Source organism: Paeniglutamicibacter terrestris (assembly GCF_012271785.1).
GTDB classification, from domain to species: domain Bacteria; phylum Actinomycetota; class Actinomycetes; order Actinomycetales; family Micrococcaceae; genus Paeniglutamicibacter; species Paeniglutamicibacter terrestris.
Genome location: NZ_JAAWVT010000001.1, coordinates 75,069 through 87,395 on the forward strand (window position 1 = coordinate 75,069; position 12,327 = coordinate 87,395).

The 12,327-nt window shown below is 60.9% G+C and carries 11 protein-coding genes; 7 read left to right on the forward strand and 4 right to left on the reverse strand.

Annotated features, from left to right (window positions below; genetic code table 11):
• Positions 1 to 42: 42 nt before the first annotated feature.
• The 3 genes from HED64_RS00340 (at position 43) to HED64_RS00350 (ending at position 2,188) form a co-directional block, all read left to right on the forward strand.
• Positions 43 to 483 (forward strand): PaaI family thioesterase, encoded by a 441-nt coding sequence (locus HED64_RS00340; RefSeq protein WP_168150183.1) that lies wholly within the window; start codon positions 43 to 45, stop codon positions 481 to 483.
• A gap of 164 nt (positions 484 to 647) precedes the next feature.
• Positions 648 to 1,535, forward strand: coding sequence for a serine protein kinase RIO (locus HED64_RS00345; RefSeq protein ID WP_168150184.1), 888 nt, complete (start codon positions 648 to 650; stop codon positions 1,533 to 1,535).
• Positions 1,536 to 1,759: 224 nt separating this feature from the next.
• Positions 1,760 to 2,188 carry a hypothetical protein gene (locus HED64_RS00350; protein ID WP_168150185.1) on the forward strand — a complete coding sequence of 143 codons (429 nt, stop codon included), beginning with the start codon at positions 1,760 to 1,762 and terminating at the stop codon, positions 2,186 to 2,188.
• Here HED64_RS00350 and HED64_RS00355 read toward each other — a convergent pair.
• On the reverse strand, positions 2,169 to 3,833 hold the full coding sequence (locus tag HED64_RS00355; RefSeq protein ID WP_168150186.1) for an ATP-binding cassette domain-containing protein: 1,665 nt from the start codon (positions 3,831 to 3,833) through the stop codon (positions 2,169 to 2,171). The two genes, HED64_RS00350 and HED64_RS00355, sit on opposite strands and share 20 nt — an antisense overlap.
• A 422-nt stretch (positions 3,834 to 4,255) precedes the next feature.
• Between HED64_RS00355 and HED64_RS00360 the strand changes: the two genes are divergently transcribed.
• The 4 genes from HED64_RS00360 (at position 4,256) to HED64_RS00375 (ending at position 10,383) form a co-directional block, all read left to right on the forward strand.
• Entirely contained in the window at positions 4,256 to 4,861 is a 606-nt protein-coding gene (locus HED64_RS00360) for a hypothetical protein (RefSeq protein WP_168150187.1), read from the forward strand.
• A 277-nt stretch (positions 4,862 to 5,138) separates the two neighbouring features.
• Entirely contained in the window at positions 5,139 to 6,650 is a 1,512-nt protein-coding gene (locus HED64_RS00365; protein ID WP_210149119.1) for a pyridoxal phosphate-dependent decarboxylase family protein, read from the forward strand.
• The gene (locus HED64_RS00370; RefSeq protein WP_168150188.1) at positions 6,647 to 7,990 is read left to right on the forward strand and encodes a lysine N(6)-hydroxylase/L-ornithine N(5)-oxygenase family protein; all 1,344 of its coding nucleotides are present in this window, start codon (positions 6,647 to 6,649) and stop codon (positions 7,988 to 7,990) included. Before HED64_RS00365 ends, HED64_RS00370 begins: the two co-directional genes overlap by 4 nt.
• Positions 7,987 to 10,383 carry a GNAT family N-acetyltransferase gene (locus HED64_RS00375; protein WP_168150189.1) on the forward strand — a complete coding sequence of 799 codons (2,397 nt, stop codon included), beginning with the start codon at positions 7,987 to 7,989 and terminating at the stop codon, positions 10,381 to 10,383. The genes HED64_RS00370 and HED64_RS00375 overlap by 4 nt, the downstream gene beginning before the upstream one ends.
• Positions 10,384 to 10,506: 123 nt before the next feature.
• On the opposite strand, the gene HED64_RS00380 is transcribed toward HED64_RS00375, so the two are convergent.
• The 3 genes from HED64_RS00380 to HED64_RS00390 are packed head-to-tail and all read right to left on the reverse strand — an operon-like array spanning position 10,507 to position 12,241.
• Positions 10,507 to 11,112 (reverse strand): GNAT family N-acetyltransferase, encoded by a 606-nt coding sequence (locus tag HED64_RS00380; protein WP_168150190.1) that lies wholly within the window; start codon positions 11,110 to 11,112, stop codon positions 10,507 to 10,509.
• A 43-nt stretch (positions 11,113 to 11,155) separates the two neighbouring features.
• Positions 11,156 to 11,851 carry a tyrosine-protein phosphatase gene (locus HED64_RS00385; protein ID WP_168150191.1) on the reverse strand — a complete coding sequence of 232 codons (696 nt, stop codon included), beginning with the start codon at positions 11,849 to 11,851 and terminating at the stop codon, positions 11,156 to 11,158.
• Between the two features lie 18 nt (positions 11,852 to 11,869).
• Positions 11,870 to 12,241, reverse strand: a complete 372-nt coding sequence (locus tag HED64_RS00390; RefSeq protein WP_168150192.1) for an antibiotic biosynthesis monooxygenase family protein — start codon at positions 12,239 to 12,241, stop codon at positions 11,870 to 11,872.
• Positions 12,242 to 12,327: the final 86 nt, after the last annotated feature.

Consider the following 12,327-nt stretch of genomic DNA (forward strand, 5'->3'; position numbering starts at 1 on the left):
CCTCGGGCTTGATCCAGCCCTAACATTCAGGAGAAGTACAGCATGAACGCAGTGCAACCAACCGCACCTACCGCAGCATCCTCCATTGATGGGGTCTGGCAAATTGCCCTAGGTGAATTGGATATCAAGATGGGCATCAAGATCATCGAGGAATCGGTTGAGCGTGTGATCGCCACGATGCCGGTGGAGGGAAATCGCCAATCCTTCGGACTGCTGCACGGAGGCGCATCGTTGGCAGTAGGTGAAGCCGTGGGTTCCTGGGCTGCGGTGAAACACGCTTCAACGATGGGGAAATCGGCGGTGGGCGTTGATGTGTCGGCAACTCATCACAAGAGTGCCCGCAGCGGTCTGATCACCATTACGGCGACACCCATCAGCCTGGGTCGGCGCATGGCCAGTCATGAGGTCATCATCGAGAACGAGGCAGGCGAGCGTTTGTGCACCCTGCGGATCACGAACCTGATCATCGACATCAAGAAGTAGTTCAAATTCCGAATCCATCAACTTGATCATGTGATTGACAAAATTCAATGACTTGTGGTGTTCTAGGAACACCACAATAAGCAACTATCCAAGGAGGAACCCGATGAGTGTCCTAACGATGACCCCGGTACTTACTCTTCTTTCCTCCAGGAGTTGCTCAAGCAATGCAGAAAAACCGAAACACCTTCTCTCCAGAAACCTTTGAACCTCGTTCACCCGGCAACCGAACTAAACGTTCGGATCGTGCGGACGACTGGAATTACCTTGATGATCAGCTGTCCGAAGACCAACGCTGGTCGACGTGGCCGGCAACGGAAAAACTCATGCGTGGCCCCGCGCCCTATCCGGAATTTGTCATCGAAGACGCCGGCGCCATCGATACCGAACTCGGCATTCTCAAAACGGGCAAGGAAGCAGACGTCTTTCTGATAGAGCGAGCTACACCCGAGTACGGAACGCTACTGGCAGCCAAACGTTACCGTGGCCTCGAGGAACGAACCTTCACCAGATCCTCTACCTACACCGAGGGCAGGAGCGTGAAGCGCTCGCGTGATGCCCGCGCCCTGAAAAATGGCAGCACCTACGGTCGACTGGTGGAGGCATCACGATGGGCCGATTCCGAGTGGCGATTCCTGCGAATGTGCTTCGAAGCAGGAGCTCCTGTTCCCTATCCGGTGCAAATCATGGGCACCGAGATCCTGATGGAATTTGTCGAGGACCCAGAATTCCCCGGGGCGGCAGCACCGCGGTTGCAAAACACCCATCCCGACCCACAACGTCTGCAACGATACTGGGACCAAATCGTCGCGGCCATGTTGGTTTTTGCCCGGCTCGGCTTTGCGCATGGCGACCTTTCGCCATACAACATCTTGGCCGCCGGTGACCGGATCGTGGTCATAGATCTTCCACAATGTGTTGATCTAGCGGGTAACGATCGAGGCACCGAGTTACTTGACCGTGACTGTCAGAATATCTGCACGTGGTTCCAGTCCCGCGGCCTAAAAGTGGACAGTGACGAGCTGCTGGCGGAGTTACTGGCGGAGGCTTGGTGAGGTAGTCGAGTCGTGCCGCCGAACGGACAGCTTTAAGCCACCTTTGACAGCTCAACCGTGCTGGTATCGGTGTCAGTGGAGGACTATGGTTGTGCCACCATTCTGCTTGGGCCGCCCATACGGAACTTTCCACTCGCACCCAGCTGTTGAGGCAGCGGCCACGTGGCCCCGATCGGCCTTCACTCAGTAAGCACCTTGAGCAATTTCCAGAAAGGACTTTTACCTTGCGTACCGCATACAAGGTTGTTGCTCACATCATTGCCGCATTTGTTGTGGTCCAGGCCGCGTTAATCGCCTGGGGCACGTTTGACGTTATTGGAATGATTACCGCCGGAAATGTTCCGGACGGCCCACCGCTGGCCGGAATCATGCATGGCATGGTAGGGATGTACGTAGTCCCGGTGTTGGCGCTAGTCTTGTTGGTCATCGCACTTTTGGCCCACGCCGGTCTGAAGTGGTCCTTGTGGCTACTGCTCGCCGTCGCGCTGCAAATTTCTTTGGCTTTCATGGCATTCGAGGTCGCTTGGGTGGGGATCCTGCATGGCTTGAACGCCTTTGCCGTGATTGCCTTGGCCGAGGTTGGCGCACGGGCCGTGGCACATGCCCCGGTACATGTGCCTCATGCTCGGAAGATCATGCGACCGGCCGTGTAGTGCCTCGTTGCATTTCCCATTCACGATCCGTGGCCAGCGCGGCGAGGAATTCCTCGTCGTGGCTGGCCACCACCATGGCACCGGCAAATGATTCCAACGCCGAGAGCAGCTGCTCAATGGTGATCATGTCAAGATTGTTGGTCGGCTCATCGAGTATCAGCAACTGCGGGGCAGGCTCGGCCAGCAGAATCATCGCCAGCGCCACCCGGAACCGCTCCCCGCCCGACAGCTGAGCTACCGGTTCATCAACGCGCGCTCCCCGAAAATGGAACGCTGCTAACTTATCCCGCAAGAACCGCGGCTCCACACCTGGCGCGGAAAGCCGGAGGTTTTCCAACATACTCATTCCGTCATGGAGCCCCACCCAGTCCTCCCCTCCCCCGGCAGCAAGTCGCTGACGCAGGAATCCGACCGGCACCCGCGATCGCGTCTGGAGCTGATTCAGCAACGTCGACTTTCCCACGCCGTTTCCACCCACCAGGGTTATGCGTTCTGGTCCCCTGATGCCCAGCATCGAGTCCTCGTCCAGAGGCTCGCCGTCTTCGAGCACGATGCCGCGACTGATCACAGCGACCGGCAGCTCAACCACGCTGCGCCCGGCGGGAACGCGGGTGTGCGGCAGTTCGATTCCGATGCGCAATTCCACGGGTAACCCATTACGGGCCTCTTCGAATTCCGTGCGGGCTTCTGACTCATGAGACTTCATGATGCCGCGGTTCTTCGCCGCGGAAACTTCTGCCTTATTGCGCAACGAGTTGGCCAGGATCTTTGGCATGGATTCCGCTGCTTTCTGCCCTTGTTTGGAACGCCGAGCGATTTTGGTTTCGGCCTCGCGGCTCTGCCGTGTCTCGAGCGCCAACTTGCGGCGCGCATCGCTGAGCCTTCTGGCGGCACCTTCGCGTTCGTGACCCAGGGATTCCTCCCTGGAATCCCAATCGCCGAAGCGCACCAGATCCATCCTCTCGGCACGCTGGGCGCGCACGTTGACCGGGCGCAGCTCGATGAGGGAATCGAGCATCTTCAGCAGTGTCTTATCGTGGGTGGAAACCAGCATGGTTCCCGAGAAGCGTTCAATCATCTCGTAGAGTCGGTGGCGGGCGGAACGATCAAGGTTATTCGTCGGCTCATCAAGTAAGGCGATTCCACCGCCGCGGATTTCCATGCCGGCCAGCGCCACTGCCATGGTCTCCCCGCCGGACAGGGTACCGACGGTGCGCCGCAGGAATTCGGGTGTCACCTCCGCATTCAGGTAGCCGTTTAGCAGTGCGGCTGACCGCTCCTCGAGGTCCCAGTCATCACCAACCAGATCCATATCCTGGGTCAGGTCCTCGGTCCTGTTGTCCAGAATTCGGTGCAGCGCCGCCAGGGTGTCAGCGATGCCCATCAGGCTTGCCACGCGTCGGCTGGTGTCCAGGACAACGTCCTGCGCCAGGTAGGACGGGCGCGCGTGAGTATGGACTGTGCCTCGTGTGGGCTCGAGTTCTCCGGCGATCAGCCGAAGCAGCGTGGATTTGCCCGATCCGTTGGGCCCGATCAGGCCCGTGGTGCCACGGGAGAATGTCGTTGAGACGTCATCAAAGACGGTTCCGCCATCGGGCCATGAAAAGCCTAGGCGGTCAATAATGATGGGGTTTGGGTGTTGCATGGTGGTTCTCATTTCGGCGAAGGATGCGCCGAAACATGACCACAACCTCAAGCTGCCCCGCGTTCGGGGTGGAGATCATGGTGTTTCCTTGGCGCGATTAGGCGAAGGCGAGAACTAGCAACACGTCGTGGTCCTGACGAAAGACAATGGGACCCCTCAATCCTGCGGCCGAGAGACCACGACTGTCAAATGTCCGGCCTGCACAGCCAGGGAATCCACCTAGGTTATCGACCGGCGACCAGCCTCGATTCCTGCTCAGCGCTCGGGCTCGGGCTCGAGCTCGAGATTAGTAAACCGATCCCCCGCATCCCAGTGCAGGGGAATGCTCGGTGGGCGTAGCTGGATCCTGCTCAATCCGAAACTGCTCGGATTGTTATCTCAGAGACTCACCAAGGTCATCTTTTATTGCCTAGGCTCAGGTCATGAACCGAATCCTCTGGATGGTGGCCGGCCTCGCGGGTCTGGGACTGCTGCTGACGGCTTGCGTACCCCTTGACGAGAATTCGGCGGATCCCATCACCCCTTCCAGTTCCGCGGAACCGGTTCTCCCGCCTCACATCACAGCGTCTTCGCAAGCGCCGGAATTGCCGTCGCAGTTAAGCCCTACCGCCGGGTTGGAACAACGAATCACCGCATTGCATAAGTCCTCCGTTGCCTACCAAGTGCAACAGGGAAAACACCCTCTCGACTATGCCGTGCCCGGGAGCGAACGGGTGCTTCTGGCCGAACGCCTTGCCCAAGGCATGCGCTTTGAGTTGCCCGAAAAACAGTCGGGCGACACGATCATCATTGAAATGACGTGTTCGGAGAGAACCGATGCTCGTTTTGAGGCCTACGACGTGACGGGGCGGAGTGTCGGAGGCGGTAACTCTTCTTGCTCCCCAGAGGGGCCCTCCGGCTTTAGCTTCGGCATATCGGAGAATCATCCTGCCCGCCAGATTGAAGTCAGTTACGTGAAGGAGTCCTTCATGGAGTTGAGCGCCACGACCTTCACCTCAGCTGAGGAGAAACACCCCGCCGGGAACTGACACGCACATGGCACCACCCGAGGTGAGATCGTGCGGGATGAAGCCTTGGGACAACTTTGCGAAGTGTGACGCGTGCGTTGGGGCCCACGGCACCCGGTGGTGGGTACAGGTCAGCCGGACGGACACTATTGCCCGCCCGACTAGGGGTTTATTGGTTGTTGATTGAACTTAAGTTGTATTAACACCCTTTGGCATGCCTTTAATGTCACGTCACGAGTTAGGTAAGCATAACCTTTGCTTGCCGTCTCGTGGCGATCCCCGATCTTAAAGGAGCCCCATGACGCCCCCACGTCCCCTGGCGCAGACCCTGTCCACACCGACCGACATCGCCGCCGAGTATTTGCTCGACAGCAACACCGCCGAACGTATGGCCGAGGAATTCGGTGCCGCGGCTCAGCTTGCGGCACGATCCATCGCGGCGGCCAGCGGCCCCACTACCGGACCACGTCCCGCTGCATTGCGCGCTCGGCTTGATGCCGTAGACCTGCGCGCACCACTGGGAAGCACCGCCGCTGCGCTTGATGAAGCGACCGAGCTTTACCTGCGCGACGCCGTGTACTTCCATCATCCGCGTTATGCAGCGCATTTGAATTGCCCGATCGTGCTTCCCGCCATTGCCGCCGAAGCCCTAGTCACCACCGTGAATACCTCGATGGACACGTGGGATCAGAGTGCCGGTGCCACACTCATCGAACAGCGTCTGATCGACTGGGCGGCGTCCTTGGCGGGCCTTGGCCCCGACGCCGATGGTGTCTTCACCAGTGGCGGTACGGCCTCAAACCTGCAGGCCATGTTGCTGGCCCGCAACACCGCCACGGCACGACTTGTGGGGAGTCTGCCCGAACGACTGACCGGATTGCGGATCTATGCCTCCGCCGACAGCCACTTCAGCATTTCCACCTCCGCGTCCCTGCTGGGGCTGGGCGCCGAGGCAGTGGTTTCCGTCCCCGTTGACGAGCTTCACCGAATGGATGCGCACGCACTGGCACTCGCCCTGGAGGCAGACCGGGCAGCCGGATTCTGCGCCATGGCCATCGTGGCGACGGCCGGTACCACCGACTTCGGGGCGATTGATCCCCTGCACGACATTGGTGCCCTCGCGGCCCAGTACGGTGCCTGGTTCCACGTAGATGCCGCCTACGGTGGCGGCTTACTCGCCTCCCCCCGGCACCGCGACATGCTTACCGGAATCGAGGCGGCGCACTCCGTGACGGTTGACTTCCACAAGTCGTTCTTCCAGCCCATCGGCTCGAGCGCCATCCTGGTGCGGGACCGCGCGGCATTGGCGTTGGTCTCGCACCACGCCGAATACCTCAACCCGGCCGCCGAGGCGGGACGCGCACCCAATCAGGTCGACAAGTCCTTGGCCACCACCCGCCGCTTTGACGCGCTGAAACTCTGGGTGACATTGCGAACCCTTGGCGCCGACGCGCTGGGTTCCATGTTTGATACCGTCATGGATTTGGCCACGGCTGCGGGTGAAATTGTCACCGCGCATCCCGAGCTGGAGTTGGCCGCTGAGATCCAATTGAGCACCGTGGTCTTCCGCTATGTGCCGCAGGTCCCCGAGACCGGCGGGGAACCGCTGAGCAATAAGATCCGCAGCGCACTTTATGACTCGGGCGAAGCCATGGTTGCCGCCACCACCATCAATCAGGTGCGCTACCTTAAGCTAACGCTGTTGAACCCGCAGACCACCATCAACGACGTCACCGCCATCCTTGAGGCCATCGTGAGCCACGGCCGTAGATTGTCCGGCGAGCGCACACCGATGGAGGTGTCGGCATGAGCATCACCGCATTGGATACCGAACGCATCTACGACGCCATTGGCATTGGCGCCGGCCCCTTCAATCTCGGCTTCGCGGCCCTAGCCGATCCCGTTTACGGGTTGGAGGTGCTGGTGCTCGAGAGTGCCGAGGAATTTGCGTGGCACCCGGGCATGATGCTCGAGGGAACTCACCTGCAGGTTCCCTTCATGGCTGATCTGGTCACCATGGCCGATCCGGCGAACCCGCTGTCATTCCTGAGCTACCTCAAGGAGAGCGGGCGCCTCTACTCGTTCTACATTCGCGAGAACTTCTACCCGCTGCGCGAGGAGTACAACAACTACCTGCGCTGGGCCGCGGCCCGCCTGCCCTCGGTACGCTTCGGCGCCCATGTGGCGGCCGCCCGCTTCGCTGACGGGGTCTACGAGCTCGACGTGCATACCAGCGACGGCGTGCATACCGTACTCACTAAGCATCTGGTGTTGGGTACCGGCACCTCCCCGTACGTTCCCGCTTCCGTTCCCGAATGTGTGATCTCCTCCCCGGCAGCTGTACATACCAGCGGCTACCGCCCGGCGCGCGAAACGATCGCATCCGGCTCCCGCATTGCGGTGGTGGGCAGCGGGCAAAGCGCCGCGGAGGTCTTCGCCGACCTGCTCGGAAGTCTGCGCCCGGATCAGCACCTGCAATGGGTAACACGCTCTGCGCGCTTCTTCCCGCTGGAATACACCAAGCTGACCCTCGAAATGACCTCTCCGGAGTACATCGATCACTTCCACTCACTGCCGCAGGGTACACGCGATGCGTTGTCCGCCAGCCAGAAGGGGCTGTACAAGGGCATCAATGCGGATCTGATCGACGAGATCCACGAGATGCTCTACCGCCGACAGGTTTCCGGGCATGCTCCGGTGACCCTCCGCGCCGCAACAGCCCTGCAAGGGGTGGAGCACCGCGACGGTGCCTTGCACATCAACCTGCGCAATCAGGACGACGGCGGGGAATTCTCCACCGTCACGGACACCTTGGTATTGGCCACCGGCTATACCTACCGCGAACCGGAATTTCTCACCGGACTCGGGGACCGCGTCAACAGGCTGCCCGACGGGCGTCTGGCGGTGGATCGCAACTATGCCATCAGTCCCGCCGGCGACATCCTCGTACAAAATGCCGAGCTGCACACCCACGGTTTTACCGCCCCGGATCTCGGAATGGGTGCTTACCGCAATGCGGTGATCATCAACCGCATCCTGGGCCGCGAACACTACCTGGTAGAAAAACGCATCGGCTTCCAGCACTTCGGTAGCCCCGAGGCAGCTACCAGCGCCCAACCTGCCCCCGCACTTTTAGGAGCCAGAGCATGATCTCCACCCTTGAACGTCTCACCATCCCCGCAGCTACGGACTTCACCCTCCGCCGCTTTGACCCACTCACCGACTCGGCGCTGCTCCACGGCTGGGTGAATACCGAACGTGCCAGCTACTGGGGAATGCTGGGCTGCACCCATCAACAGGTGCGCGACGCTTACGAGGCCTTGGAGGCCGACCCGCACCACCACGTACTTCTGGGTCTGGAAACCGCCCACGGGCATGAATCCGCCGCGACCCCTGCCTTCCTGCTGGAGCACTACGCCCCCGAGCATTCGGTGCTGGCCGGGCGCTACGCCCACCAACACGGTGATGTGGGAATGCATCTGCTGCTCGCTGGCCCCGGCACCGACGGTCCCCTACCGGGATTCAGCGCAGCGGTCATGGAAGCCGCACTGGCCCACCTCTTTAGCGATCCGGCGGTGCTACGCGTGGTGGTTGAGCCCGACGCAGCCAACACGGCCATCCACTCGCTGAACTCGCGGCTCGGGTTCCGGGCCCAGCACCGCATCAAGTTGCCGGCCGGCCCCGATACCCCGGCCAAAACCGCGCTGCTGTCCTGGTGCACTCGTGCCGACTTTGTGGCGGCCACCGGGCGCGCCTCCACCGTCACCGCACACCTATCCGCCGAACGTTGGGAGGTAGCCAACCGGCATCTGCTAGCCAAGGCCATCGCCGAGTTCACCCATGAGCGGATCCTCACCCCCGAAGCCACCGAGACGGGCTGGCTGGTGAATTACGGCGATCATCAATACCGTTTCACCGCCACGCGGCACCAGCTAGAGCATTGGATCATCGACCCGGTTTCGCTCTCTGTACAGATTCAGGGACGGGACGCCGCGGTTGATGCGGCCGGCTTTATCCTCACCTTCCGCGAAGTCTTGGGCATCTCCGCCGCACAACTGCCGGTGTACCTCGAGGAAATTAGCAGCACCCTCGCCTCACATTGCTACAAACAATTGCACTCCACGCTCAGTTCCGCCGAGCTGGCCGCCGGCACCGATGACACCATCGTGGATTTCCAGCGCACCGAAGCGGCCATGACCGAGGGACATCCCTGCTTCGTGGCCAACAACGGACGGTTGGGACTCGGGGCCAACGATTATCTATCCTTCGCTCCGGAAACCGGTGCCGTGATCGCCTTGGAATGGCTGGCGGCCCACAAATCCCGGGCCCACTTCAGCGCGCTGCCCGGACTTGATATCACTACCCTGCTCACTCAGGAACTTGGAATCCAGCAACTGGAGCTTTTTGAGGCTCGGATAACCGCGGCCTGTGCCGGTAGCACGCTGGATCCGGCCGATTTCATCCTGCTGCCCATCCACCCTTGGCAGTGGGAAAACAAGCTTGCGGTGGTATTCGCCGCTGATATCGCCAGCGGGCACCTGCTGCATCTGGGTGCCGGTGAGGATCGCTACCAGCCACAGCAGTCCATCCGTACCTTCTTCAACCGCAGCTCTCCGAGCCGCCACTACGTCAAGACGGCATTATCGGTGCTGAACATGGGCTTTATGCGCGGACTATCGGCCGCCTACATGGCAGGCACTCCGGCCATCAACCTGTGGCTTTCGGAGCTCTTCGCGGGCGATGCTGAGCTCAACGGGGAGAACCTGGGCCTCTTACGCGAGATTGCCGCTGTCGGGTATTCCACCCCGCTCTTCGAGGCGGCAGGTGCCAATGCTCCGCAGCGCAAAATGCTCGCAGCTTTGTGGCGCGAGTCCCCCGCCGCACTCATCAAGCCCACCCAACAGTTGGCCACGATGGCCTCGCTGCTGCATATCGACGCCGCCGGCGCCTCACTAACCGCTGCGCACATCCGGCGTTCGGGACTCTCTGCCTCCGAATGGCTCACGCGCTACTTCGACGCCTACCTCGTGCCCCTGGTTCACTGCCTGTGCCGTTATGACCTGGCGTTTATGCCGCATGGGGAAAACGTCATCCTGGTCTTGGAGAATTCGGTGCCGGTGCGCGTGCTGCACAAGGATCTCGCCGAGGAGGTGGCGGTGCTCGGCAACGACCAGGACCTGCCGCCCGAGGTTGAACGGATCCGCGCCCAGGTCTCTGGCCCGGAACGGCGACTGGTCATCTTTACCGATGTGGTGGACTGCTTCTTGCGGTTCTTGGCTCCCGCACTGAATCGTGAGGGCGTGTGCTCAGAGGATGAGTTCTGGGGCACCGCGGCGGATCGACTGCTCGCCTACCGCAACCGGAACCCGGAAACCGCCGAGGCCTTTGACGCGCTCGAGTTGTTCGCCGATTCCTTCGAGCTTTCCTGCCTGAACCGGCTTCAGCTGCGTAATAACGCGCAGATGCTTGATCTCACCGACCAGTCCGGCGGCCTGATCTACGCCGGCACGTTGGCCAACCCGTTGGCCGGTCGCGGGCTCTAAGCGAACTCAGCGGATTCTCCGGGTGTCCCAAGCAGCACCGTCATTGGCGGTTCTTGGGCCACCCGGATTCCGTGGTGAGCCTCCCGGGCAGCCCTTTGGGTTCAAGGAATAGCTCCGAAGACGCTACGTCGCGGATTCCAGATGCCGCTTGAGCCGGTACTGAAGAGCGGAGCGGACCTGGGGCCATTCGGAGGCGATGATCGAATAAACGCAGGTGTCGCGCAGCGAGCCATCGGCCATGCGCCGATGCGCACGCAGCACCCCGTCAAGTTTTGCCCCGAGCCGCTCGATCGCCGCCCGGGAGGCCATGTTCATCCAGTGCGTGCGGAATTCCACCGCTGGGCAGCCCAGGACCTCGAAGGCGTGGGTGAGTAGCAAAAGCTTGGAATCAACGTTAGTCCCGGTCCCGCTCACCGAGGCTCGGTTCCAGGTCGAACCGATCTCGAGTCTCGGTAGGGTCGGGTCGATGTCCATGTAGGTTGTCATGCCCAGCACCAGGGAATCCGCATTGCGCCGGGCCACAAATGGCAGCATCGATCCGGCTTCTTGCAACGCCAATCTGCGATCGATCTCGACGCGCATCAGCTGCGGTGTGGGCACCGCCGTGTACCAAAGCTTGTAGACCTCCCCGTCGCGCACCGCCTCGCTCAGTTCATCATGGTGCTCGTGTCGCAGCGGTTCCAGTGTCACCAGGGGACCGCGCAACACCAACGGTTCAATCTTTGTCATGGCACTAGCCTAAGACGCGGCCTGGGCACGCTTCCGCTCTGACTCACACCATCTTTTGTTTGATGGCTTCCAACTCGTCAGGGTGTAGCCCGTTCTCCAACAGGAAAGATTCCACACCGAGGGAGTCGAGAAAGACTCCGAGCGCTTCCAAGCGCTCGTTCAACGGAGCGATGAGATCAGGCTCCTCGATGTAGGACTCGTGCGGATGCTTCACCGGGCTGATCTTGTGCCACTCGTTGATCCCTCGCAGTGATGCAGCATATTGGGATTCGAGCAGATCGGTCCGATTCGCCAGTTTGAGCAGCATGGACACAATTAATCCGGTGCGGTCACGCCCGGCCGAGCAATGCAGCACGATCTTTCCTCGGGCCGCAGCGATCTGGTGGAACACCTCGGTTATGCGTTCGGGGAAAATCTCGAGGTTCACCGGATACATCCGCGGATGGTTCATATAGGGCACGGCCAGCCGCTCGAAGACCGGATGTCCGGGTTCCTCGGTGGGGGCATTAATAATGAGGATTCCGGCGGTGGCCGCCTCATCAATCTGCGGATCGGTGGGACGCCGACGTACCTCCTCGGGGTTCCTCAGGTCAATGACCGTTTCTACGCCGTCGGCGTGGGCTTGTTGCCAGCCAACATTGGTGAGCCACTCGCGTCGGCCCATGCGATAGATGCTGCCCAGCACGTGGCGTGCGTTGACTGCGCCCTCCCACTGCGGCTCGTCCCCGGATTGAATCATGACGCTGCTCCGTCGTTTCTAGGCCGGTGTACCGTCAAATGTTTCGAGGCGGGTGTGGTGCTCCGGCCCGGTGGCAGGTCGCGGGTCTGAGGTCTCGGCCGGTGCCACGGGGCTCGAAGCTGCCGGGTTCGAAGGTTCCTGTGTCGTGGCGCCGGGGCGGCCGTGCGAGGTGCGAAAAGCTTCGGAATCGCGCCAGATAATAAAATCTGACTCCGCGACAAATTCCATGGTCACCTTGTAGGCGGCCGCGGGATCTACCGGCTTATCAAGGGTCGCGCGCGATAGGCCCTGAACCTTGGGGAGATTATTACGCATGTTGGAAATGAAACGCTCTTCGAAAGCTGCCGCGCGTTCAGCGGGAACCTCAATGCGGTTGGTGACGACGTACATGGTGATTGCCTTCCACTCTGGTCGCCACTGTGCCCAGACGACTCTGCCACCACGCTACCGAATACTTAGGCGCCGACCCATTTTCG